Annotated in this window: 28 protein-coding genes and 1 pseudogene; 15 read left to right on the top strand and 14 right to left on the bottom strand. The window is 24.5% G+C overall.

Annotated elements, in window-relative coordinates; genetic code table 4:
* Window positions 1-90 precede the first annotated feature (90 nt).
* From AACL22_RS04635 to AACL22_RS04605, 7 genes are read left to right on the top strand one after another with little or no spacing between them, the layout of a single operon-like run.
* Window positions 91-1,626: a hypothetical protein gene (locus AACL22_RS04635; protein ID WP_338989971.1), complete on the top strand. Its 1,536-nt coding sequence runs from the start codon at window positions 91-93 to the stop codon at window positions 1,624-1,626.
* Window positions 1,627-1,638: 12 nt separating this feature from the next.
* Entirely contained in the window at window positions 1,639-2,913 is a 1,275-nt protein-coding gene (locus AACL22_RS04630) for a hypothetical protein (protein WP_338989968.1), read from the top strand.
* The gene (locus AACL22_RS04625; RefSeq protein ID WP_338989966.1) at window positions 2,894-3,163 is read left to right on the top strand and encodes a hypothetical protein; all 270 of its coding nucleotides are present in this window, start codon (window positions 2,894-2,896) and stop codon (window positions 3,161-3,163) included. Before AACL22_RS04630 ends, AACL22_RS04625 begins: the two co-directional genes overlap by 20 nt.
* Before the next feature lie 13 nt (window positions 3,164-3,176).
* Window positions 3,177-3,419: a hypothetical protein gene (locus AACL22_RS04620; protein WP_338989965.1), complete on the top strand. Its 243-nt coding sequence runs from the start codon at window positions 3,177-3,179 to the stop codon at window positions 3,417-3,419.
* 3 nt (window positions 3,420-3,422) lie between these two features.
* The gene (locus tag AACL22_RS04615; protein ID WP_338989962.1) at window positions 3,423-4,430 is read left to right on the top strand and encodes a hypothetical protein; all 1,008 of its coding nucleotides are present in this window, start codon (window positions 3,423-3,425) and stop codon (window positions 4,428-4,430) included.
* Window positions 4,430-6,535 carry a hypothetical protein gene (locus AACL22_RS04610; RefSeq protein ID WP_338989960.1) on the top strand — a complete coding sequence of 702 codons (2,106 nt, stop codon included), beginning with the start codon at window positions 4,430-4,432 and terminating at the stop codon, window positions 6,533-6,535. Before AACL22_RS04615 ends, AACL22_RS04610 begins: the two co-directional genes overlap by 1 nt.
* On the top strand, window positions 6,507-6,707 hold the full coding sequence (locus tag AACL22_RS04605; protein WP_338989958.1) for a hypothetical protein: 201 nt from the start codon (window positions 6,507-6,509) through the stop codon (window positions 6,705-6,707). The genes AACL22_RS04610 and AACL22_RS04605 overlap by 29 nt, the downstream gene beginning before the upstream one ends.
* A gap of 157 nt (window positions 6,708-6,864) precedes the next feature.
* On the opposite strand, the gene AACL22_RS04600 is transcribed toward AACL22_RS04605, so the two are convergent.
* The 4 genes from AACL22_RS04600 to AACL22_RS04585 all read right to left on the bottom strand — a co-directional run bounded on the left by AACL22_RS04600 (window position 6,865) and on the right by AACL22_RS04585 (window position 10,484).
* On the bottom strand, window positions 6,865-7,362 hold the full coding sequence (locus AACL22_RS04600) for a lipoprotein (RefSeq protein WP_338989955.1): 498 nt from the start codon (window positions 7,360-7,362) through the stop codon (window positions 6,865-6,867).
* A 12-nt stretch (window positions 7,363-7,374) separates the two neighbouring features.
* The gene (locus tag AACL22_RS04595) at window positions 7,375-8,280 is read right to left on the bottom strand and encodes a hypothetical protein (RefSeq protein ID WP_338989952.1); all 906 of its coding nucleotides are present in this window, start codon (window positions 8,278-8,280) and stop codon (window positions 7,375-7,377) included.
* A 467-nt stretch (window positions 8,281-8,747) separates the two neighbouring features.
* Window positions 8,748-9,551 (bottom strand): hypothetical protein, encoded by an 804-nt coding sequence (locus tag AACL22_RS04590; RefSeq protein ID WP_338989950.1) that lies wholly within the window; start codon window positions 9,549-9,551, stop codon window positions 8,748-8,750.
* 207 nt (window positions 9,552-9,758) lie between these two features.
* Window positions 9,759-10,484, bottom strand: coding sequence for a hypothetical protein (locus AACL22_RS04585; protein ID WP_338989948.1), 726 nt, complete (start codon window positions 10,482-10,484; stop codon window positions 9,759-9,761).
* Between the two features lie 66 nt (window positions 10,485-10,550).
* On the opposite strand from AACL22_RS04585, the gene AACL22_RS04580 reads away from it, so the two are divergent.
* From AACL22_RS04580 to AACL22_RS04570, 3 genes are all read left to right on the top strand, one after another.
* Complete coding sequence (locus AACL22_RS04580; RefSeq protein WP_338993005.1) at window positions 10,551-11,492, top strand: IS30 family transposase; 942 nt, start codon at window positions 10,551-10,553, stop codon at window positions 11,490-11,492.
* Window positions 11,493-11,790: 298 nt separating this feature from the next.
* On the top strand, window positions 11,791-13,656 hold the full coding sequence (locus tag AACL22_RS04575; protein ID WP_338989947.1) for a hypothetical protein: 1,866 nt from the start codon (window positions 11,791-11,793) through the stop codon (window positions 13,654-13,656).
* A gap of 4 nt (window positions 13,657-13,660) precedes the next feature.
* A complete protein-coding gene (locus AACL22_RS04570; RefSeq protein ID WP_338989946.1) occupies window positions 13,661-14,035 on the top strand; it encodes a lipoprotein in 375 nt (124 codons plus the stop codon).
* Window positions 14,036-14,384: 349 nt separating this feature from the next.
* On the opposite strand, the gene AACL22_RS04565 is transcribed toward AACL22_RS04570, so the two are convergent.
* On the bottom strand, window positions 14,385-15,365 hold the full coding sequence (locus AACL22_RS04565; RefSeq protein ID WP_338993003.1) for an IS30 family transposase: 981 nt from the start codon (window positions 15,363-15,365) through the stop codon (window positions 14,385-14,387).
* 66 nt (window positions 15,366-15,431) lie between these two features.
* Between AACL22_RS04565 and AACL22_RS04560 the strand changes: the two genes are divergently transcribed.
* The 5 genes and pseudogenes from AACL22_RS04560 to AACL22_RS04545 all read left to right on the top strand — a co-directional run bounded on the left by AACL22_RS04560 (window position 15,432) and on the right by AACL22_RS04545 (window position 20,092).
* Window positions 15,432-17,168 (top strand): hypothetical protein, encoded by a 1,737-nt coding sequence (locus tag AACL22_RS04560; protein ID WP_338989944.1) that lies wholly within the window; start codon window positions 15,432-15,434, stop codon window positions 17,166-17,168.
* A 453-nt stretch (window positions 17,169-17,621) separates the two neighbouring features.
* Complete coding sequence (locus tag AACL22_RS04555; protein ID WP_338989942.1) at window positions 17,622-19,112, top strand: hypothetical protein; 1,491 nt, start codon at window positions 17,622-17,624, stop codon at window positions 19,110-19,112.
* 13 nt (window positions 19,113-19,125) lie between these two features.
* A pseudogene (locus AACL22_RS13745) lies at window positions 19,126-19,194 on the top strand (lipoprotein); the annotation flags it as partial.
* A 136-nt stretch (window positions 19,195-19,330) separates the two neighbouring features.
* On the top strand, window positions 19,331-19,639 hold the full coding sequence (locus AACL22_RS04550; protein ID WP_338988777.1) for a hypothetical protein: 309 nt from the start codon (window positions 19,331-19,333) through the stop codon (window positions 19,637-19,639).
* A gap of 303 nt (window positions 19,640-19,942) precedes the next feature.
* Complete coding sequence (locus AACL22_RS04545; protein WP_338989769.1) at window positions 19,943-20,092, top strand: hypothetical protein; 150 nt, start codon at window positions 19,943-19,945, stop codon at window positions 20,090-20,092.
* A 295-nt stretch (window positions 20,093-20,387) separates the two neighbouring features.
* Here AACL22_RS04545 and AACL22_RS04540 read toward each other — a convergent pair whose 3' ends face one another.
* Genes AACL22_RS04540 through AACL22_RS04500 form a run of 9 tightly spaced genes read right to left on the bottom strand, consistent with a single transcriptional unit; the run spans window position 20,388 to window position 25,971 of the window.
* Window positions 20,388-20,750, bottom strand: coding sequence for a hypothetical protein (locus AACL22_RS04540; RefSeq protein WP_338989940.1), 363 nt, complete (start codon window positions 20,748-20,750; stop codon window positions 20,388-20,390).
* Entirely contained in the window at window positions 20,684-21,874 is a 1,191-nt protein-coding gene (locus AACL22_RS04535; RefSeq protein WP_338989937.1) for a hypothetical protein, read from the bottom strand. The genes AACL22_RS04540 and AACL22_RS04535 overlap by 67 nt, the downstream gene beginning before the upstream one ends.
* Window positions 21,874-23,127, bottom strand: a complete 1,254-nt coding sequence (locus tag AACL22_RS04530; RefSeq protein WP_338989934.1) for a hypothetical protein — start codon at window positions 23,125-23,127, stop codon at window positions 21,874-21,876. The genes AACL22_RS04535 and AACL22_RS04530 overlap by 1 nt, the downstream gene beginning before the upstream one ends.
* A gap of 14 nt (window positions 23,128-23,141) precedes the next feature.
* Window positions 23,142-23,411 carry a hypothetical protein gene (locus AACL22_RS04525; protein WP_338988785.1) on the bottom strand — a complete coding sequence of 90 codons (270 nt, stop codon included), beginning with the start codon at window positions 23,409-23,411 and terminating at the stop codon, window positions 23,142-23,144.
* 15 nt (window positions 23,412-23,426) lie between these two features.
* Complete coding sequence (locus AACL22_RS04520) at window positions 23,427-23,987, bottom strand: hypothetical protein (protein WP_338989932.1); 561 nt, start codon at window positions 23,985-23,987, stop codon at window positions 23,427-23,429.
* A 9-nt stretch (window positions 23,988-23,996) separates the two neighbouring features.
* Window positions 23,997-24,362, bottom strand: coding sequence for a hypothetical protein (locus AACL22_RS04515; RefSeq protein WP_338989011.1), 366 nt, complete (start codon window positions 24,360-24,362; stop codon window positions 23,997-23,999).
* A gap of 12 nt (window positions 24,363-24,374) precedes the next feature.
* A complete protein-coding gene (locus AACL22_RS04510; protein ID WP_338989872.1) occupies window positions 24,375-25,304 on the bottom strand; it encodes a hypothetical protein in 930 nt (309 codons plus the stop codon).
* Complete coding sequence (locus AACL22_RS04505) at window positions 25,288-25,431, bottom strand: hypothetical protein (RefSeq protein WP_338989351.1); 144 nt, start codon at window positions 25,429-25,431, stop codon at window positions 25,288-25,290. Before AACL22_RS04505 ends, AACL22_RS04510 begins: the two co-directional genes overlap by 17 nt.
* Before the next feature lie 42 nt (window positions 25,432-25,473).
* Window positions 25,474-25,971 carry a hypothetical protein gene (locus AACL22_RS04500; RefSeq protein WP_338989931.1) on the bottom strand — a complete coding sequence of 166 codons (498 nt, stop codon included), beginning with the start codon at window positions 25,969-25,971 and terminating at the stop codon, window positions 25,474-25,476.
* Window positions 25,972-25,974 lie beyond the last annotated feature (3 nt).

Genomic DNA, 25,974 nt, shown 5'->3' with positions numbered 1-25,974 from the left:
CTAAAAAATAGTACTTTTTCGTTTGATAGATATGCCAATTGGAACATCTAAAACAGCTCTTATTTATGCTGTTAAAAAAATCCAACTAGATTGTCAATCCAACAACAAGAAAAAAGTTTTGGTTTAAAGTTATTAGAATTTTTAGGAATTCAAGTTTTAGCTCTTGGTTTATCAGTTTTAACTGGTGGTATTGCTTCGGCTGTTGGTCTTGGTGCGGGATTATCTAATTTTGCCGCAGCATTTATCTCATTTGGAGTAGAAACAGCAACCGATTTTGCCGTAAATCAAATATACGATAAATTAACATCAGAAGTGACAGTAAAAAGTACTGCCTTAAATTTGCTACCAGCAATTGGTGGTATTGGAAAATTAACGCATGCTGCTCGAACAACTAAAATTTTAAAATTAACGAAAGAAACTAAACTACTTGAAAAATTAGGTGTAATAACTGCTAATAATTTAGAAGATGTTGTAAGACAAGTTAGAGGTAAAAAGATTTTATCTGATAAATTAATATTTGATTTTACAAAACAAGCTAATAATGAAACTTTATTATATACAATTGGAAAATTAGCCCGAAATGATTTTTATAAGGGTTTTAAAGTTTCTAAATTAGAAACAATTAATAATTTATTAAAAATTGAAAAAAATATTCAAAAAATAAGTCCTACATTAGTTCAAAAAATACCACGCATAAATGAAATAAATGCTAATAAATGATTGTCTGAATATGGATTAAATATTGATAAAATAAGCAAAATTAATACTAATGAGTGATATAACATAATGACTAATCTTCATAAAAAAGGTGTTGGTAAAAACCTGATATTAAATGCTAATTTAATGCGGGGCAGTAAAATATATAATAATAAATTATTAAATATTTTTCATCAAACACCAATTAAATTAAATAAAATTTTAAATCATTTAAACCCAAATTTTTATATTCAAAAAGTAACTAAAAAATTATTAGCCCCAATTGAAAAACAAATAATTACTATTAAACAAAAAGTAATTAGTAAAATTACTGATAAAACTAAAAAAATATTATCTAAATTTGAAACTAAGGCTATTAAAAAAGGTCAATTATTACCTTTTGCTTATGGTTCTGATGTTTTTTTAGCAGTTAAAATTGTTCCATTATCAGTTGTGGGTGAAGTTGCTTTAACAATATATTATAAAAATCCTAAATATGCCCCTATTGTCGTTATGACAACTTTAATCAAAGCAGAACAGTTTGTTTTAGCTCCTGAACCGTTTAAATTCTATATGAACAGTGAATGGTTTATTGGTTGGGGATTTAAAAAAACAAGTTTGTTTAATTTAGTTTCTTTTGCCCCACTTGTTTATCAGCAAGTAGTAAAAGATAGTTTTAAAATATATCGGACAATTGCTAAGATATTAAAAATGCAAGAACAATTTAAAAATAACTTTAATAAATATAAATTGTTAAATACGCTAGAAGATAGTGCGGTTACTAGTTTGTTAGGTAATGGACTAGTATTTCAAGCATATAAACAACTCAGAACAAAACAAGATTTAAACAAAACAATTAAAACAAAAACATTACTAAATAGTAAAAAATTTATATTAAAGAAAATATATTCTAAAAAAAGTAAATGATAAGGAGATGATTAAATGTTAAATGAATTATGACAAAATGTTACTTTGGAAAATTATAATAATTTTATTCCAATGACAGGTAAAATTACACAAGTTCCAGTTCGTTATAATAAGTTTTTTAAAGGTGATGTAGAATTATGATTTAAAACATTTACTTTAAGAGCCCAAAATATGATTAATTCTTACTTAAACTATCCATTTTCAAAACTAAAGTTTGAAACATTTAAAGATCCATTATTAAAGAAAATTTGTATTAATATGGTGTTTATTACGATTGAGCATTGAACATTTAACCGCATTCCAATTGAATTTTTTACTTCGGCAAATATGAGTGTTGGTGATATTAATTATTCATCGCAAAATGACCCTATGATTACTTGACAAGGTCTATTGCCTACCTATGCAAAATCATTGGCTAATTTAACAACTTTAAAGAAAATGTTTCGTACTTTTCAAGAAGAAGGTATTGATTTAACAATGATTGATTTAGAAGCATATTATACTCAATTAGAAGTTGATGCTTTAATAGAAAAAGAAAAAACTAAGATTGACAATAAAACTATTGTTAAAAATAACAATAATGAAATAAATGTTCCCTTTGATAATGATACTATTTATGAAAAAAATGGTGTCTGAAAAGCAAAACAATGTGGCGGTAGTGATATTAAAATTGATAATAAAACAATTATTAAAAATACTGCTGATGAATTAATGGTTTCAGATTTAAAACAAAATAAAATAACTTTATTACCTAATAGTAGTGGTCGTGTTAATGCTGAAAACGGGGAATTAAGAATTTGAGACCCTAGTTTTGAAGGTGATAAAAATACTGCTGATTATATAATTATTGATAGTACAGTTGCGGGAATTGAAAGTACTGATGATACATTTGGTACTACTAAATATTTAGATAAATTTTATTTACAGAAAAAAGATTTACCTAAAATATCAAATGATTGAAAAGTTGTTGATACTAGTGATTTTGTTCAAGATTCTAAAGGATATAAAATTAAAAATTTTAATAAGTCAGAATATTATTATCGTTTATGGTGTTATACAACGCTTGAGATAGAACTATATATAATTACGCATATAAACTTTAAAGGTCAATTAGCAAGTGGAATATCATATGGAAATAATCCAAGTCGTTGAATTACCATTCAATTATTTTCCAACGGTGAGTTTAAATTATCATCAATATCAAATAGTGTTGAAATTAAAGGATTGTGTATTGAAAGAAAAAAAAGTAAGTTAGGAAGGAGATGGTATTATGCCAAAAGTAACTATTAAAGATATGATTATGTTTTTGAAAATCTTTGGAGTTTCATCATTGTTTTTTATTGCCGGAATTATTATTTGTTTTATCGGAGAAAAAACATTGGGTATTTCTTGACCAGCATATGTTATTGTTTCAGCAATGCTTATTGGAGCAGGAATTATAGTTTTAATTATTGAAACTATTAGATTTATCAAAACTCATAACAAACAACAAAAACAAGATAGTATTGAAGATGTTATTAAAAAAGAAGAAACAAAATAAAGAGGTGTTATAAATGGGATTGTTGCCAGCAAAAAAGAAATTAAAAAAAGAATATGATATTGATAGTTATTATCTTAATTTAGCATCAACGATTACTAATCGTAAAAATGTTACTGTTCAAAAACATAATAAGATTTTAGAAAAAAGAATTTGTGAAGATAATGCTAATTTTTTAAATCCGCGAGATTTAGAAATTAGCATTTATAACCCACTTACTAATCAAAAAATAGATACTAAATTAATTAATAGCTTTTAAAAAATGCAGGACTTTACCAATAAGAATTGATATAACGAATATAAAATTAATAAGAATGGTAAAGGTGCATATTTTATTTTTGCTAATAATTCAAAACTTAATTTTATTACTATTGATTTTTACAATGACCGGTATGAAGAATTAGGTAATTTAGTATCTTGCACTTTTGATTATGACCCTTATATTAAAAATGACCAGAGTATTTTTATTACTGAAAAATTAGAGATTGATGCTGTAACTAAACAAGTTAAAGTTATTAGAAAGTTAAAAACACGATTATATAGTACTATTACCGACTTATATATTGATGATGCTAAATGAAATAACTATACAACTTTACAAAGAGAAGAAATATTACCACTTAATTTTATTCCAATTCAAACTATTCCTAATAACCCTAATTTTGAGCCTTCTGCTCGTTATGGTAAACAATTTGCTAGTATTTTAGATATTATTGCTGAAAAGATAATGTTAGATCCATTATTAAATAGTGGTAAATTTACTATTAATACTAATGGAGTTACTGGTGTGGTTGACCAAGAAATTAGTAAAATGCTGGCATCATTTATTGAAAATGATTTGTTATTAGTTGAAGGAGACCCTGATAGTAATTTTCAACCAGTAGACTATATTGCTGGTAATTTTAAAGGTGAGCAATTAACTAAAATATATGATTGATTATTAACAAATTACTATAAAATAAATCGCCATCATGTTCCCGCAATCGCTAAGGGAGCCCAACAAACTCGGGCGGAAGTTGCTGGTGTAAATATTCAAACAAACGCATCATACGAACAAATGATATATATTAGAGAAATTAAATTAACTGAATTTATTATTAAGTTAATTAAATATGATAATGCGATTTTAAACAGTAGAACATTCAATATTAAAAATATTGATGAGTTAATTATTGATGTTCGCTTACCAGTAAATGCTACTTTAAACAGACAACTAAAAAACAACGAAACTATTATCAATATGCCCAACGAAGAAGGAGAACAAGAATAATGTTAAAACCATCTGAAAAAATGTTAGCACAATTAGCGGAAAATGATGAACCAATTGACTATTCAATCGATAGTATTCCGTTAGATTTTGCTAATCAATTGCAGTACAGCAACCCTGACTTAGAACAATTATTTACTGAAGACCGTGCAAGAACCTTATATATTTATAAAATTAATAATCTTGTTAAGACAAAGCAAAAACCAATCTTAAATTACTCTCAAAATAGCGTTAAAATAGGTTTTATTGACAAAGATGAATATATTAAAATAACTGGTTATGAAATTAGTGATTTTAACTTTAAATTACAAATTCAACAAAATACCACAGTCCAAGATAATAGCACAAGTTATGTTATGATTGATGAAAAAGATATTTTAATTAATGATATTTCAAAACAAGACAAAGAATTTTTAGAAGCCTATGACTTAAAAATAGTATCTATTAATGAGCCAATTAGTGAAGATAACAAAAATGAATGTTATATCATTGAAGAATACAAACGCCCTTATTCACCTGATGGTGTTAATATTATTAAATCTATGCATTTAGTTAAAATAACTGATTTTAAATGAAAAAATCAAAATAGCATTCATTTAGTATTACAAAAATCATTGCCCGAAGATACGGTATTTACTGGTATTGAAATTAAATATCCTAAATCAATGTTATTTGGTAATATTAAGTGTTGAGGTAATGTTAATGGTGTTTATTCTCATCCATCATCAAATATTGAAAATGCTAATTTAGTGCCATTGTTATCAATGCCCATTGAAACAAACCCTAATTTAAGAGTATTTCAATATTGATTTACCGAAAGTTTTTTACCATGAAGTATTGCCAAAAACTATATTAAAGGTAAAGATATACTAGGTTTATTAGATGTTAAAGAATTAAATATTGTTTTATTAAATTATTTAACATATCGTTATAATTATGATAGAAAATTTCAAGAAGCAAAGTATGATGAAAAAGGTAACCCCTCTAATAAAGCAGCAGAATTACGTCAAAAATTCGAAGGACAAAAACCCGAAGATGTAATTGATGGTTTATTTGAAAACTGAAAATTAGATAATTATAAATCTTTAAACGATAATGCTGTCAAAAGATTTAAACAAATTATCTATATGTTATCAAACTTTACTTATAGTAAATATGCAATTAATAAAGGTTATAATGACGATATTAAATTGTTTTCTCCTTATTATTTTGAATTAACTTCAACTCCCAATAAAATAGAAGATGGTTATTGAGAATTTAAAGATTGTCAAGTACTATTAAATTCATCATATTTTAATTTTTCTGGTGGACCTACTCCACCTAAAAATTATTGAGAAGAAGTTTATGCAAGTGAAAAACCTTTTAAACAATTAGACAATAAATATTATTTTGTAGTTTGGCGTGGTAATGAAAATAATTATTGACACATTATTAAATTTAAACATTTTGAACAAAAAGAAAAAGTTTTAGATAAGTATGATAAATATGAACTTAAAACATCACATTTTGGCGGTGATTTATTTATTTATAAAAATGGATTTGTAAGTTATGATTGAAATAAAGATAATGGAACTTATTTTAAATCAGTTTATCACTGAAATAATAACAGTGAACCAAATGCACCAATTATTGACAAAAAAACTGGACAAATTACAAATTGAAATTTAAAAAAACAAAATAATAACAATGATGAAATTAAAGTAACTGTTAAAAACAAAGATATTTCAGAAAACTCTGTTTATCAACTAGAAACAAATTATTTTAATTGATTATCAATAACAAATGAATTAAAAACAAACAATATTCCTTCTCTTATTCCTGCTGAAATTAAATTATCAGATGGCGAATATGGTAAATATTTAACAAATTTAATTGTTTCTAATGACAAAATAGAAAATTATTTAAACTATTTTTCACAATGATATAAATTACTTTATTCTAAAATAGATTGAATTAATACAATCGAATATTTAATTGATTATAGTATTAAAATAACTTTTGATAAAAAATTATTTACTTTAAATCAAATTGAAATATCTGGTATATGGGGTTATGGAAATTATGATATAAATATTTTTATTGAAAAACCAAACAAAAAAAATTATTAAAGAAAAAGATATTAACTTAGAATTAATTAAAAGTTGTCCTATAGGAACCAAAGTTAGTGGTAAAGATAGAAATACATATCTTCAGTTAATAGAAGAAAATGTGTGATATCTTTGAAAAAACGGTGTTGAAGATGAGAAATCATATTCAAATAAAGCAGTTATTGATTTTTAAAAACAATCAAATAGTATAATATTTTCTTATCCACCTATAAAAGAACAAATTAATATTAATAATTTACAATTATTTAATAAAAACAACGAAAAAATATCTTTAATTATACTAGAAATATAAAAACTTATTTAATTAATTAAATAAGTTTTTATATTTCTTAACTCTCATCTTTTATTTCACCAGTTTTAGAATCAACAACTAAATTAGGAATATTTTTATCTGAATTTCAGCGATAAACTGATTTAAAGTATGTGCCATTATCTGATTCTCAATCTGCTGGGGCTCAAGAAGATGAATATCTAACATATAAAGTAAAATCAAATGGATAACCAGTTTCTTGTCTTAATTCTAATGTATATTGATTATACTTATCGAATATTTTTCCTATTTTTAATTCATTATGTATTAATTTAATAATTCTTCAATCATCCTTTTTATTACCACGCCAAACTACAAAATAATATTTATTGTCTAATTGTTTAAAAGGTTTTTCTTGTGGTGCCATTCATTCTAATTTAATATCATTTATAATTTTGCTATTATCTTCTTTTATTTTTTCTAGCTCTTGTTGTGTAAAATGATTACAAGCAACTAAATTTGTTATACTTGTTCCTATTAAAGTGATTGCTCCCAAAAGACTTAATATTTTTTTCATATTTTAATTCTACTATACTATAGCTGCTATTAATTCTGGTTCTGCCATTTCTCAAATTGATGAAAAAATACTAATAGCTTTTTCACAAAATAATTGAAAAACATCTTCATGAATTAATACGATACCGTTTTCTATTTGATTAAATAAAATATTAAAAATTTGTTCCCCCGTCATTGAAATTTCTGTAGTTTGATCTGGAATAAATTCAGCTTCACCGTCTCTTCATGGATCTCTAACATAATAAGTATCTTCAAGTATATTTTCTTTATTTGGTTTGATTCCAACAATTAATGCAGCATGATAAGAGCTATCACATCCTTTATCATCATATTCGTCGTCATCAAATAAACCACCAAACATAATAGGAGATTGTCTAGAAAGAGATTCCCATATTAAATGTCTTATCCACATTCTTTTTTCTATATCATTTAATCTATTTCAAAATAATCGAGTTAAATCAATTTTATTTAAATTAAATCCCAAATTTTCCTGAATTATCGGGTTTGTGTTTAATATTTCAATTACCTTTGATAATGAAGCACCATCATTTGCATTGTTTGGAAAAAAACTTGCAATTTCTTCTTGTTCCATTTCTTTAAGATCTTTATTATTAAGAATATTATTATCAAATATATTTTTTAAAACTGCAATAACACATCATGCATTAGTTGTTTGAAATTGCATTGGTTTTTTCATGCTAGTTTTTCTTAAATCAATTAACACATCATCTAATATTGGATATGTTATTTCTTGTCTTTTAACTCTATTTAAATTTTTTAAATTATTTGTTTGTAAATAACTAATTTCATTATTTTCTAATTTAGTTTCTTCTTTTTGATAAGGACTAGCGGCAATTTTTGTTGGTACAGCAGTTCCACTAATAGTTAATACACTTAATAAACTTAAAAGTTTTTTCATTTTATATAATTTCCTTTCTTTCATCTTGAAACTTTTTTTCAAGATCTATTGACATTATATATATATATATATATATACAAGTCAAGCATTTTTAAATATGTTTTAGAAAGGAGATTGTTTAGAATGATTGTTATTGTAATTATATTTTATTACTAATCTGGGCTCGCGGTTATTTTCATAAGTTTGTGAAAAACGCCTTAAAGTTTAAAAAAACTTTTGCAAGCCTTTTCAAAATACTTGGGAAAAATTCTAAGCGCTAAGCGAAGAATTTTATAAAGGTTCCTAAATTTGTTTGAAAGAATCTCAAAATCTTTTTTAACTTGTAAGTCATTTTATCACAAAAATTTAAGAAAATCAATCGCTCGCCCAAAACCTAAAAAAATCTGCTATTACAGATTTAATAAAAATATAGATAAAAATTAATTGAAATATTCTCTAATTTTATTTCAATAATATTATAATACATTTTATATACCCATTTTAAAGCGATACGGATAAGAACCATAAAACAAAGCATCATATGGATCGTGGTACATTTTACTGTCGGGTGTGTTTGTTTTGGTATCGCTAAATCTTAATTCACTAATACACTTATCTAAAAATGGGAAGTTATATAATATACCATATATTTTGCCTTGAACAAACATTTTTCTTATTCATGTTACACGATTAATTATTCCCGCTTCTTTATTAAGGGATGTCTGATGTTTTTTGGCTTTAAACATCTTAATTTTATAACCTAAATAAGGGTAAATATCTTCTTGTAATTTTTGCATAAAGTCATGAGCATTAATATCATAATGAAATGTAGCATATTCAAAACCATCAAATTTATCAAAACAGTTAATTATTCATTGCCCGTAATGTTCAACTATTTCATTTAAATTCATTGCGTTTTTTGGGGTAACAACATTTTCTTTAATTAAATATTTATCATATTCATTATTTTCATTAATTTTATAACCACTAAATAAAAATACTGTATGGTCTTCACTACCATTAGCATAATCAACACCAATTGAATAACTATCAAATTGATATTGTTTTGTATTTGTATTATAAAAATCTTGTAAATTATACTCTTTAATATATTTACGATAATTTCGTAAAACATAAATACTGGGGTCATTATCGTTATATTCAAAACCGTAATATTCAAGTTCAAATAAATCGGGTCGTTCTTCTTTATTTGCTAAAACAATTTTTTTGGTAATATCAGGTATTTTATTTCAAACAGCCCCCATAGTTAAACGCAAATTAAAAATACCCAAACCATTAAATGCTTGTTTGTTTTCTGAATATACCTGATTGTGTTCTTTTAAAATATTTTTAATTCTTTCATTTAAAGGTAAATATGGCGTTACAAATTTTTTATAAAAGATATGGTATTTATCAAAAGGATTAAAGGTAAATTGATTAGAATATGTTTTATAAAAATATGTTGTAACTGTTATATATTGTTTTGCTTTGTTGTCTCATTATTGAAATGTCCAAGATAATTCTTTTACTGGAATAGGATTATCTAAATTATATTGTTCATTATCATTTTCATCCGTGTATTTTTCGTAAGACACTTTTAAACTTTTAGAACGAAACATTGAAACTCTTAAATTATTATATCTTTTATCTAGTTCTTTATCAGTTAAGATTTCTTTTTCTTCAGCATGTATCATTTCGTCAGTTCATGCTGATATAATACCACTACCTTTACCAACTTTCCCCATAATTTTATTACCATTAGCATAACCCGCAAAAGTAATTCGAACACCACTAGGAAAAACAATTTCGCCACCTTCTTTAACATTTTTAGGTCAAACAATGCCATTTTCATTGTCGGGTCCTATATCAATCCCATATTTATCATATAGATAGTTACAGACATTAATTGTATCGCCAAATGTAGTATCTTCGTGGGTGTTGGCATATCTTCGTAAAATGACCGACGAAGCATCAGTAAAATTACAAGCAAAAAATAATTTTTCTACTAAATGATTTCATGTTTTATTAGTACCACCCCCCGCTGAAACAAGCTTAAAAAAACTTGGCGAAGTAAAATATCGGGCATAACTATCTCCAACAAAGTCTTTAAATACTTCTCAATCAAAACCAAAATTATAGTCACTAAAATTTAAATCATATTTTTTATTTAAATGTTTATAACTAGTAATTCGTTTTTTGTTATTAATTTTACTAAATTCTTGCATATTTATTGACCTCTTTATTTTATATATAATACATTATAAGAAAAAATGAAAGAAATTTGTATAAAAATGAGAAAATTTAAACATTTAATATTTGATGAACGAGATTTATTTAAAGATTTATTATTATCTGATACTTGTAAAAAGAAAAATGGCACAATTAATTTATCTGAAATATCACGACAAACGGGTCGTGGAGTTAATACTGTTAAAAGAGAAATTAAGCGATTTAAAAATATACAAGATTATAATCCATATCAAGCACAAAAAGATTATAAACAAAAACGTAAAAAATGCATTAAAAAACTACCTAAATTTACAAAAGAGCAGTTAGATTTTATTAAAATAAGATTTAATAAATACCACGATACACCCGAACAATTAATTTATCATTATTTCTTGGAGTTTGGTGTTAAATTTCCTGCATGTGTTAAAACATTGTATAAATGAATTCGCTTAGGTGAATTTGGATTAAAAAAAGAAAATTTACCCCATCGTGGTAAAAAATATAAAACAAAAGGAAAAACTGATAATCGTGGTAAATTAACTAACTTTAAATCAATTTGAGATATTGAAAATAAAGTTTCTAATGTTGTATGATTTGAAATGGATACTGTTGTAGGAAAAGACCATCAATCTAGTAATTTAGTTTTAGTAGAACAATCAAGTAAAAATTATTTTGTAATGAAATTAAAAAATAATACTGCTAATGAAGTTTTAGAAAAATTTAAAGATATTGCTAAAAATAATAATTTAATTGGAAAAATTAAAGGAATAATAACAGATCGTGGAAAAGAATTTAGTAAATGAAAAGAAATGGAAATATTTGCTGAAACACAAGTTTATTTTTGTGACCCCGGTAAACCACAACAAAAACCATTAATTGAGCATATGAACGGTGAATTTAGATATTGACTTTCTAAGGGAATTGATTTTAATAATATTAGTCAAAAAATGATAGATTGAGTAGTTAATGTTATAAATGATAAACTCCGACCATGTTTAAATTAACTAAGTGTAAAGACAATGTTTTTACAAAATTTTAAATAAATTTATTAGTTAAAATTTAATAAATTATTTTTTAGTGTGCTTAAATATGAATAAAATAAGATAAAATTACAAAAATTTAATTTTTTCTGAAAAAGTTGTTGCAATTTATTAAAAATATTTTATTATTAACTTAACAAGATATAAATTTGCCGTTTATATATACACAGCGCCATATATTAAAATACTTGACTTGCATTATATATAATGCAAGCATATCTTGATAAAAAATTTCAAGATTAAGAAAAGGAGAAAAACAAGTATGAAAAAATTACTTAGTTTATTAAGTGTATTAACTATTGGTGGAAGTGCTACAACAACAATTGCCACTAGTCATTACAAAAAAAGTGTTGATAATATTAATTATTCACAAAAAATTAATTTAAAAAAAATAATTAGAAATAAACGAGAAAATGATAAAAAACTAAATGATTTATTAAAAACTTGATTTTTAGGTATTTTAGATAAAAATGATGAAGAAACAATTTTAAATAAAATTTGTGAATTAAATAAAAAAATACAAAAAAGAAATATAAAGATTACTAATATTTCAGAAATTAGTGCAAGAGTTATATGAAATAATAATGAAAATTCTGATGATTATATGTGAGTTGGTTTTCAACTTGCTTCTTCTGTTGGTACTAAAATAGTTGGTCATTCTTGTTTTTATACTCCTTCTAATGAAGAAAGTTATGATTCTTCTTCTAATTGAGAGTGTAAAAATGTTTTGCCAAATACAAGTAATAGTTCTATAGAAAATAATGGTAGATTAGTTGGAAATTCAAGATTTTTTGATAATTCAAATATCAAACAAGTTGATAATAGTGGAATAACAACTCAGAAAAATAAAAAAATACAAAGACCAAAAATAGCACCACCAACTCCGCCAACTAAAACAAAAGAACCTTTATATGCAACAGTTTTACCTAAAAGTCAAAGAAATATTAAAAGTAATGTTGCCCCCCAAAAGCCACCAAGAAATTTAAACAATCTTTTATTAAATACAAATTTAGGTGAATTACAAGATAATTTATCAGATACTATTTTAAATCGTTTTATTGAATTAAATGTTAATATAAATAGAAATCAAATTTCAATTTCAAATATAACAACTACATCAGCAATAATAATACCTAATCAAAATTCTAGATATATAGGAAATTTAGAAGTTTTCTTTACTTTAAATTATAAAGATAAAAAAAATTTAATTAAAATTAGTGATAATGAAAAAGATAATGATTCAAATTCGAATAACAATCAAAAAATAAAAGATATTATTAATAAATTTAATAATTTATCAAAACAATCTAAACAAAAAAAATTAAATGAAATCAATCAACATTATCAATCATTACCCAAAAATGAACAAAAAGCATTTAAAGATAAATTAAGAGATGTTGGTTTAGGACTTACCTCTACTGGAATTTCTGGTGCTGGAATTTTAGGTATTTCAAAAATGACCGGAATATCACCAATAAAAGGCTTATCAATCACTCGTACTGTCGTTTCATCAGAAACGGGGGAAGCAGTAGAAATGACCCCACTTTTATCAGAAAGTACTGTAGCAGAAGGTTTAACAGCGGCTGAAACTTTATCAGTTGCAGAAGAATCCGCAGTTGTGGTCACTGAAGGGGCATTTATTGGAACAGAAGCTGGTACTGCGGCAGCATTAGCTCCCGAAACTTTAGGTTTATCATTAATAATTGGGGGATTAGTAATTGCAGGAACTGCTATTCTTTGATGAATTAATTCTAATCATACAATAGTTAAACATGAATCACATAATCAATATAATGAAATTGAAAAATACTATAAATTTTTAGCTCATGATCAACTAAAATTAGATATTAATATCAATGAATGAAATAAAATTAAACAAATTTATCAAGAAAATGCAAATAATTATCAACAATTTAAAAATAAAATCAAATCAAAAATTAGTAATTTTCATAAAGAAGATCATAGCGGCTGAGGCGGATCAATTACTGATAATGATATTAATACTTTAATCAATATTCTTTACAATCATTTTCAAGAAATAAATAATCATTTTTTATCTAATCATAATCATGGTTGAAAAATTATTACAAATACTGTGGGCAGTTATTTTATAATTGAAGAAGAATAAAAATATGAAAAAAATATTAACTTTTTTATGTACAATCACTTTAATTGGAACAAATACAACCAGTTTAGTTGCTTGTAATACACCACAATATACCGAAGATGAATTAAAAAAAAAAAAAAAGGAAAAAAATAATATAAATATAAATGGAAATATTTTAGAATGAATAGCACCACAAGAAAAACCATTTAAAAAAGTTGATAATAAATATTATTTTGTTGTTTGGCGTGGTAATGAAAATAATGATTGACACATTATTAAATTTAAACATTTTGAACAAAAAGAAAAAGTTTTAGATAAGTATGATAAATATGAACTTAAAACATCACATTTTGGCGGTGATTTATTTATTTATAAAAATGGATTTGTAAGTTATGATTAAAATAAAGATAATGGAACTTATTTTAAATCAGTTTATCGTTGAAATAATGACGATGAACCAAATAAAAATGTTGAAAATAAATTAAAAAGTTATTTAGGTTTATAAACCTAAATAACTTTTTATATTTCTAATGTAATTAATGATATTTTTTCATTATTCTTATTAAATAATTCTAAATTGGCGCTGTGTATATATAAACGGCAAATTTATATCTTGTTAAGTTAATAATAAAATATTTTTAATAAATTGCAACAACTTTTTCAGAAAAAATTAAATTTTTGTAATTTTATCTTATTTTATTCATATTTAAGCGCACTAAAAATAATTTATTAAATTTTAACTAATAAATTTATTTAAAATTTTGTAAAAACATTGTCTTTGCACTTAATCAATTTAAACATGGTCGGAGTTTATCATTTATAACATTAACTACTCAATCTATCATTTTTTGACTAATATTATTAAAATCAATTCCCTTAGAAAGTCAATATCTAAATTCACCGTTCATATGCTCAATTAATGGTTTTTGTTGTGGTTTACCGGGGTCACAAAAATAAACTTGTGTTTCAGCAAATATTTTCATTTCTCTTCATTTACTAAATTCTTTTCCACGATCTGTTATTATTCCTTTAATTTTTCCAATTAAATTATTATTTTTAGCAATATCTTTAAATTTTTCTAAAACTTCATTAGCAGTATTATTTTTTAATTTCATTACAAAATAATTTTTACTTGATTGTTCTACTAAAACTAAATTACTAGATTGATGGTATTTTCCTACAACAGTATCCATTTCAAATCATACAACATTAGAAACTTTATTTTCAATATCTCAAATTGATTTAAAGTTAGTTAATTTACCACGATTATCAGTTTTTCCTTTTGTTTTGTATTTTTTACCACGATGGGGTAAATTTTCTTTTTTTAATCCAAATTCACCTAAGCGAATTCATTTATACAATGTTTTAACACAAACAGGAAATTTAACACCAAATTCCAAGAAATAACGATAAATTAATTGTTCGGGTGTATCGTGGTATTTATTAAGTCTTATTTTAATAAAATCTAACTGCTCTTTTGTAAATTTAGGTAGTTTTTTAATGCATTTTTTACGTTTTTGTTTATAATCTTTTTGTGCTTGATATGGATTATAATATTGTATATTTTTAAATCGCTTAATTTCTCTTTTAACAGTATTAACTCCACGACCCGTTTGTCGTGATATTTCAGATAAATTAATTGTGCCATTTTTCTTTTTACAAGTATCAGATAATAATAAATCTTTAAATAAATCTCGTTCATCAAATGTTAAATGTTTAAATTTTCTCATTTTTATACAAATTCCTTTCATTTTTTCTTATAATGTATTATATATAAAATAAAGAGGTCAATAAATATGCAAGAATTTAGTAAAATTAATAATAAAAAACGAATTACTAGTTATGAACATTTAAATAAAAAATATAATTTAAATTTTAGTGACTATAATTTTGGTTTTGATTGAGAAGTATTTAAAGATTTTGTTGGTGATAGTTATGCCCAATATTTTACTTCGCCATGTTTTTTTAAGTTTGTCTCAGCGGGGGGTGGTACTAATAAGACATGAAATCACCTAGCAGAAAAATTATTTTTTGCTTGTAATTTTACCGATGCTTCATCTAACATTTTACGAAGATATGCCAATACCCACGAAGATACTACATTTGGCGATACAATTAATGTCTGCAACTATCTATATGATAAATATGGGATTGATATAGGGTATGACAATGAAAATGGTATTGTTTGACCTAAAAATGTTAAAGAAGGTGGCGAAATTGTTTTTCCTAGTGGTGTTCGAATTACTTTTGCGGGTTATGCTAATGGTAATAAAATTATGGGGAAAGTTGGTAAAGGTAGTGGTATTATATCAGCATGAACTGACGAAATGATACATGCTAAAGAAAAAGAAATCTTAACTGATAAAGAACTAGATAAAAGATATAATAATTTAAGAGTTTCAATGTTTCGTTCTAAAAGTTTAAAAGTGTCTTACGAAAAATACACGGATGAAAATGATAATGAACAATATAATTTAGATAATCCTATTCCAGTAAAAGAATTATCTTGGACATTTCAAGAATGAGACAACATAGCAAAACAATATATAACAGTTACAACATATTTTTATAAAACATATTCTAATCAATTTACCTTTAATCCTTTTGATAAATACCATATCTTTTATGAAAAATTTGTAACGCCATATTTACCTTTAAATGAAAGAATTAAAAATATTTTAAAAGAACACAATCAGGTATATTCAGAAAACAAACAAGCATTTAATGGTTTGGGTATTTTTAATTTGCGTTTAACTATGGGGGCTGTTTGAAATAAAATACCTGATATTACCAAAAAAATTGTTTTAGCAAATAAAGAAGAACGACCCGATTTATTTGAACTTGAATATTACGGTTTTAAATATAACGATAATGACCCCAGTATTTATGTTTTACGAAATTATCGTAAATATATTAAAGAGTATAATTTACAAGATTTTTATAATACAAATACAAAACAATATCAATTTGATAGTTATTCAATTGGTGTTGATTATGCTAATGGTAGTGAAGACCATACAGTATTTTTATTTAGTGGTTATAAAATTAATGAAAATAATGAATATGATAAATATTTAATTAAAGAAAATGTTGTTACCCCAAAAAACGCAATGAATTTAAATGAAATAGTTGAACATTACGGACAATGAATAATTAACTGTTTTGATAAATTTGATGGTTTTGAATATGCTACATTTCATTATGATATTAATGCTCATGACTTTATGCAAAAATTACAAGAAGATATTTACCCTTATTTAGGTTATAAAATTAAGATGTTTAAAGCCAAAAAACATCAGACATCCCTTAATAAAGAAGCGGGAATAATTAATCGTGTAACATGAATAAGAAAAATGTTTGTTCAAGGCAAAATATATGGTATATTATATAACTTCCCATTTTTAGATAAGTGTATTAGTGAATTAAGATTTAGCGATACCAAAACAAACACACCCGACAGTAAAATGTACCACGATCCATATGATGCTTTGTTTTATGGTTCTTATCCGTATCGCTTTAAAATGGGTATATAAAATGTATTATAATATTATTGAAATAAAATTAGAGAATATTTCAATTAATTTTTATCTATATTTTTATTAAATCTGTAATAGCAGATTTTTTAGGTTTTGGGCGAGCGGTTGATTTTCTTAAATTTTTGTGATAAAATGACTTACAAGTTAAAAAAGATTTTGAGGTTCTTTCAAACAAATTTGGGAACCTTTATAAAATTCTTCGCTTAACGCTTAGAATTTTTCCCAAGTATTTTGAAAAGCGCGGCAAAAGTTTTTTTAAACTTTAAGGCATTTTTCGCAAAACTTATGAAAATCACCGCGAGCCCAGATTAGTACAATATAATCACAATAATAATCATTTAAATAACTTCCTTTCTCAAATATGTTTAAAAAGTGCTTGTATATATATATATATAATGTCAATAGATCTTGAAAAAAAGTTTCAAGATGAAAGAAAGGAAATTATATAAAATGAAAAAACTTTTAAGTTTATTAAGTCTATTAACTATTGGTGGAACCGCTGTACCAACAACAATTGCTGCTAGCCCCTATCAAAAAGAAGAAACTAAATTAGAAATTAGTAAAGTTAATTATTCACAAAAAAATAATTTAGAAAAATTAAATAGAGTAAAAAGACAAGATAATAAAAAAAATAATATTGTTGGAATTTCAGAAATTGTTATTATAACAAATAAAAGTATTATTTCTTCCGGTGTAGTTTTAAATAATAAATTATACTTTGGTTCTTTTGATCATAATGTTTATGAATATAATCCTGAAACTGAACAACAAAAAGTTGTAATTACAACAAATGGGAGTGTTTTTTCTTCCGGTGTAGCTTTAAATAATAAATTGTATTTTAGTTCTTATGATGGAAGTGTTTATGAATATGATCATACAACTGAAAAACAAAAAATTGTAATTACAGCAAATATTAATGCCATTTCTTCCGGTGTAGTTTTAAATAATAAATTATACTTTGGTTCAAAAGATAATAAAGTTTATGAATATGATACATTGCAATTAATTGAATCTAAAATTATTAATATGAGAGATCAAGTAAAAAGAGGGTTATATTTATATCATAAAAAACAAAATCCTAATTCTGAAATTAAACAGATTTTAAATATTAATTTAAAAAATTTAACAGAATCTGAACTTGTTTTAGAAGAAACACAAAAAAATAAATCATATAATTTAGAACAAGATCTTAATGATATTTGTAAAGATTCTAACTCAACATTTATAAATAATAGTAGTATTGAACAAATTCAAAATACAGTTTCTTGTTCTAAACAATTAACAGAAACAAATACATTTCAAAAAATGAATTGATTTTCTAAATCAGAAACAACATCAAATACTGATAATTGAAGTACAAATGTAAATACTAAAGTTACAGCAAAAGCTAGTAGTAATGCTGGTGTCCCTGTTGTTTTTGGTGCAAAACTTGAAGTTGCAGTTGAAGCTGGTGGTGGTTATACATGAGGGAAGTCAAAAACTTATACTATAACAGATACTTCAAATTCTTCTGAAACAGAAATTAAAACAACCACAAACACTACAACAATAACTGTTCCATCTCAACCAGTAAAGGTGCCACCACATAGTAAAATTTCAGTTTATGTTACTTCTTTACAAAATAATATAGAGCTTATTTTAAATTATTATCAAAAAATTGAAGGTATGGTTAGTGCAAAATTAATTGATAAAAATAATAATGAAATAATAGTTAATATTTCAATTAAAGATGCTATGCTTAGTTTATTTGAAAATGAAATTTTACCCTCAAAAATAAAAATAAATAATGATAATAGTATAAATTTTTACTATGATATTAAAAGTAAAAAAGAAATAATTATGCATCAGACTGAGATTGGGGAAGCTATTCCCTTAAATTCGGAAGAAAAAAATGTAACATTTAAAAATAAAAAAACAGATATAGTGGTAGTAAAGAATTAATTATAAACACGATATGAAAAATAAATTAAGTCTTTTGGGAACAATCACTTTAATAGGAACAAGTACAGCCAGTTTAGTTGCCTGTAATACACCACAATATATCGAGGAACAATTAAATAAACTAAAAGAAAAAAATAATATAAAAACAAAAAATGGTATTTTAGAATGAATAGCATATCAAGAAAAACCATTTAATCAAGTGGATAATAAATGATATTTTGCTATATGGAAACCTAATAATTCTATTTATTGAAAAATATCAAAATTTAAACACGATACAAATAAAGGAAAAAAATGAGGATTGAGATCCATTAAAACCATATTATATTGATCTCTTTTTATGGGTTTTTGAAACAAAAGAACAAGATTTATTAATAGATGATCAATCAGAAGGTAAAATAGAACGAATTTTTTGAAATGAAGATAAGGGACGAAATTTTAAAGCAGTTTATCGTTGAAATTTAGAAGATACTAATGTACCTAATTTAATTATTGATAAAACCGGTAATGTAAAAGTTAATGAATAATAAAAAGTCATTTTAATAAATGACTTTTTATATTTCTAATATAATTAATGATAATTTTTCATTATTTTTATTAAATAGTTGTAAATTATTAATATTAATTTGTTCTTTTTCAGTAAAAATTGTAATTTCATAATTACCATAACCTCATATACCTGATATTTCAATTTGATTTAAATTAAATAGTTTTTATCAAAAGTTATTTTAATACTATAATCAATTAAATCTTCGATTGTACTAATTCAATCTATTTTAGAATAAAGTAATTTATATCATTCAGAAAAATAATTTAAATAGTTTTCTATTTTGTCATTAGAAACAATTAAATTAGTTAAATATTTCCCATATTCACCATCAGATAATTTAATTTCTGATGGAATAAGAGAAGGAATGTTATTTGTTTCTAATTCATTTGTTACGGATAATCAATTAAAAAAATTTGCTTCTAATCGATAAATAGGATTTTCTGAAATATCTTTGTTTTTAACACTTACTTTAATTTCATTATCTTTGTTATTATTAACATTTATTTGTTGTTTTAAATTTCAATCAATAATTTTTCCAGTACTTGAATCAATTAAAGGTTTAAGAGGTTCACCACCACCATTTCAACGATAAACTGCTTTAAAATTTCGTCCCTTATCTTCATTTCAAAAAATTCGTTCTATTTTACCTTCTGATTGATCATCTATTAATAAATCTTGTTCTTTTGTTTCAAAAACCCATAAAAAGAGATCAATATAATATGGTTTTAATGGATCTCAATCCTCATTTTTTTTCCTTTATTTGTATCGTGTTTAAATTTTGATATTTTTCAATAAATAGAATTATTAGGTTTCCATATAGCAAAATATCATTTATTATCCACTTGATTAAATGGTTTTTCTTGTGCTTTAATTTCTTTTCAATAATTTACTGTAATTGGTGGATTAGAACCAATAAAATCAAAATATAATGAATATATTTGTACTTGACAATCTGAAAAATAAAAATATCCTTCTTCTAATCTATTTGGTTTTGAAATTAGTTTAAAATAATAAGGAGCAATTAATTTAATATCATCATTATAGCCTTTATTAATTGCATACTTGCTATATGTATAATTTGATAACATATAAATAATTTGTTTAAATCTTTTGCAACATTTTCATTAAGAAATGTGGAATTATCTAATTTTCAATTTTCAAATAAACCATCAATTACATCTTCTGGTTTTTGTCCTTCAAATTTTTGGCGCAGTTCAGCCGCTTTATTGGTAGGATTACCTTTTTCATCGTATTTTGCTCCTTGAAATTTACGGTCATAATTATAACGATATGTTAAATAATTTAATAAAACTTTTTCTAAACCATTTTTATTTACCAAATCTAAAATATCTTTTCCTTGAATATAGTTTTTGGCTATACTTCATGGTAAAAAACTTTCAGTAAATCAATACTGAAATATTCTTACATTAGGGTTTGTTTCAATTGGCATTGATAGTAAAGGTACTAAACTAGCGTTTTCAACTATTGATGATGGATAAGAATAAACACCATTAACATTGCCTCAACACTTAATATTTCCAAATAACATTGATTTAGGGTATTTAATTTCAATCCCAGTAAATACTGTGTCTTCGGGTAATGATTTTTGTAATACTAAATGAATACTATTTTGGTTTTTTCATTTAAAATCAGTTATTTTAACTAAATGCATAGATTTAATAATATTAACACCATCGGGTGAATAAGGGCCTTTGTATTCTTCAATGATATAACATTCATTTTTGTTATCTTCACTAATTGGCTCATTAATAGATACTATTTTTAAGTCATAGGATTCTAAAAATTCTTTGTCTTGTTTTGAAATATCATTAATTAAAATATCTTTTTCATCAATCATAACATAACTTGTGCTATTATCTTGGACTGTGGTATTTTGTTGAATTTGTAATTTAAAGTTAAAATCACTAATTTCATAACCAGTTATTTTAATATATTCATCTTTGTCAATAAAACCTATTTTAACGCTATTTTGAGAGTAATTTAAGATTGGTTTTTGCTTTGTCTTAACAATATTATTAATTTTATAAATATATAAGGTTCTTGCACGGTCTTCAGTAAATAATTGTTCTAAGTCAGGGTTGCTGTACTGCGATTGAGCAGCAAAATCTAACGGAATACTATCGATTGAATAGTCAATTGGTTCATCATTTTCCGCTAATTGTGCTAACATTTTTTCAGATGGTTTTAACATTATTCTTGTTCTCCTTCTTCATTAGGCATATTGATAATAGTTTCGTTGTTTTTTAATTGTCTGTTTAAAGTAGCATTTACTGGTAAGCGAACATCAACAATTAACTCATCAATATTTTTAATATTGAATGTTCTACTGTTTAAAATCGCATTATCATATTTAATTAACTTAATAATGAATTCAGTTAATTTAATTTCTCTAATATATATCATTTGTTCATATGATGCGTTTGTTTGAATATTTACTCCCGCAACTTCTGCTTGTGTTTGTTGTGCGCCCTTGGCGATTGCGGGAACATGATGGCGATTTATTTTATAGTAATTAGTTAATAATCAATCATATATTTTGGTTAATTGTTCACCTTTAAAATTACCCGCAATATAATCTACTGGTTGAAAATTACTATCAGGGTCTCCTTCAACTAATAACAAGTCATTTTCAATAAATGAAGCTAGCATTTTACTAATTTCTTGGTCAACTACACCAGTCACGCCGTTAGTATTAATAGTAAATTTACCACTATTTAATAATGGATCTAACATTATCTTTTCAGCAATAATATCTAAAATACTAGCAAATTGTTTACCATAACGAGCAGAAGGCTCAAAATTAGGGTTATTAGGAATAATTTGAATTGGAATAAAATTAAGTGGTAATATTTCTTCTCTTTGTAAAGTTGTATAGTTATTTCATTTAGCATCATCAATATATAAGTCGGTAATAGTACTATATAATCGTGTTTTTAACTTTCTAATAACTTTAACTTGTTTAGTTACAGCATCAATCTCTAATTTTTCAGTAATAAAAATACTCTGGTCATTTTTAATATAAGAGTCATAATCAAAAGTACAAGATACTAAATTACCTAATTCATCATATTGGTCATTGTAAAAATCAATAGTAATAAAATTAAGTTTTGAATTATTAACAAAAATAAAGTATGTACCCCTACCATTCTTATTAATTTTATATTCGTTATATCAATTTTTATTAGTAAAGTCTTGCATCTTTAAAAAGTTATTAATTAATTTAGTATCTAATTGTTGATTAGTAAGTGGATTATAAATGCTAATTTCTAAATCTCGTGGATTTAAAAAATTAGCATTATCTTCACAAATTCTTTTTTTTAAAATCTCATTATGTTTTTGAACAGTAACATTTTTACGATTAGTAATAGTTGATGCTAAATTAAGATAATAACTATCAATATCATAATCTTTTTTTATTTTCTTTTTTGCTGGTAACAATCCCATTTATAACTTCCCCTTTATTTTGTTTCTTCTTTTTTAATAACATCTTCAATACTATCTTCTTTTTGTTTTTTGTTATGTGTTTTGATAAATCTAATTGTTTCAATAATCAAAACTATAATTCCAGCTCCGATAAGCATTGCTGAAACAATAACATATGCCGGTCAAGAAATACCTAATGTTTTTTCTCCTATAAAACAAATAATAATTCCTGCGATAAAAAACAATGATGAAACTCCAAAGATTTTCAAAAACATAATTACATCTTTAATATTTACTTTTGACATAATAACATCTCCTTTCTAATTTACCTTTTTTCTTTCAATAAACACAAATCCCAAAGGTCTAAATGTTGCTGGACCATTAACTCCAATATTAATCAATTCATCAGGATTAATAGATAATGCTAAACATGCACTATTAACACCTATTTGATCATATATAACACCTATTGTTTGTCTAAAACTATGCCTTGTTTGCAACATCCCTTGACTTTTTAAATCTCCTTTGATATTTTTTCCTGAGGCTCAAATTCTATAAATATAATTTTCTTTATCAAAATTAGGAATAGTATATCCTTTTTGTCCAACTTTAAAATCACTAGTATCAACAATTTCTCAATCTGGAACTTTTGGTATAACAATTGATTTTTTTAATTCATCTAAAATTTCTTCTTTTATTTTTGCAAGTTTTTCATCTTTAATTTTTTCTATAACAAGTTTATCTAATAAAGCATCAACTTCTAATTGAGTATAATATGCTTCTAAATCAATCATTGTTAAATCAATACCTTCTTCTTGAAAAGTACGAAACATTTTCTTTAAAGTTGTTAAATTAGCCAATGATTTTGCATAGGTAGGCAATAGACCTTGTTAAGTAATCATAGGGTCATTTTGCGATGAATAATTAATATCACCAACACTCATATTTGCCGAAGTAAAAAATTCAATTGGAATGCGGTTAAATGTTCAATGCTCAATCGTAATAAACACCATATTAATACAAATTTTCTTTAATAATGGATCTTTAAATGTTTCAAACTTTAGTTTTGAAAATGGATAGTTTAAGTAAGAATTAATCATATTTTGGGCTCTTAAAGCAAATGTTTTAAATCATAATTCTACATCACCTTTAAAGAACTTATTATAACGAACTGGAACTTGTGTAATTTTACCTGTCATTGGAATAAAATTATTATAATTTTCCAAAGTAACATTTTGTCATAATTCATTTAACATTTAATCATCTCCTTATCATTTACTTTTTTTAAAATATATTTTCTTTAATATAAATTTTTTACTATTTAGTAATGTTTTTGTTTTAATTGTTTTGTTTAAATCTTGTTTTGTTCTGAGTTGTTTATATGCTTGAAATACTAGTCCATTACCTAACAAACTAGTAACCACACTATCTTCTAGCGTATTTAACAATTTATCTTTATTAAAGTTATTTTTAAATTGTTCTTGCATTTTTAATATCTTAGCAATTATCCGATATATTTTAAAACTATCTTTTACTACTTGCTGATAAACAAGTGGGGCAAAAGAAACTAAATTAAACAAACTTGTTTTTTTAAATCCCCAACCAATAAACCACTCACTGTTCATATAGAATTTAAACGGTTCAGGAGCCAAAACAAACTGTTCTGCTTTGATTAAAGTTGTCATAACGACAATAGGGACATATTTAGGATTTTTATAATATATTGTTAAAGCAACTTCTCCCGCAACTGATAATGGAACAATTTTTACTGCTAAAAAAACATCAGAACCATAAGCAAAGGGTAATAATTGGCCTTTTTTAATAGCTTTAGTTTCAAATTTAGAGAATATTTTTTTAGTTTTATCAGTAATTTTATTAATTACTTTTTGTTTAATTGTAATTATTTGTTTTTCAATTGGAGCTAATAATTTTTTAGTTACTTTTTGAATATAAAAATTTGGGTTTAAATGATTTAAAATTTTATTTAATTTAATTGGTGTTTGGTGAAAAATATTTAATAATTTATTATTATATATTTTACTGCTCCGCATTAAATTAGCATTTAATAGTAGATTTTTACCAACACCTTTTTTATGAAGATTAATCATAATGTTATATCACTCATTAGTATTAATTTTGCTTATTTTATCAATATTTAATCCATATTCATATAACAATTTATTAGCATTTTTTTTCATTTACGCGCGGTATTTTTTGAACTAATGTAGGGCTTATTTTTTGAATATTTTTCTCAATTTTTAATAAATTATTAATTGTTTCTAAATTAGAAACTTTAAAACCTTTATAAAAATCATTTCGGGCCAATTTACCAAATGTATATAATAAAGTTTCATTATTAGCCTGCTTTTAAAAATCAAATATTAATTTATCAGATAAAATCTTTTTGCCTGTAACTTGTTTTACAACATCTTCTAAATTATTAGCAGTTATTACACCTAATTTTTCAAGTAATTTAGTTTCTTTTGCTAATTTTAAAATTCTAGTTGTTCGAGCAGCACGCGTTAATTTACCAACACCGCCAATTGCTGGTAACAAATTTAAGGCGGTACTTTTTGCTGTTACTTCTGATGTTAATTTATCATATATTTGATTTACGGCAAAATCGGTTGCTGTTTCTACTCCAAACGAGATAAATGCTGCGGCAAAATTAGATAATCCCGTACCAAGACCAACAGCCGAAGCAATACCACCAGTTAAAACTGATAAACCAAGAGCTAAAACTTGAATTCCTAAAAATTCTAATAACTGTAAACCAAAATTTTTTTCTTGTTGTTGGATTGACAATCTAGTTGGATTTTTTTTAACAGCATAAATAAGATCTGTTTTAGATGTTCTAATTGGCATATC

It is taken from the genome of Spiroplasma endosymbiont of Seladonia tumulorum (assembly GCF_964020235.1).
Taxonomy (GTDB): Bacteria; Bacillota_I; Bacilli_A; order Mycoplasmatales; family Mycoplasmataceae; genus Spiroplasma.
Note: the sequence above shows the minus strand (reverse complement) of the source record. Positions and strands in the feature narration are given on the sequence as shown.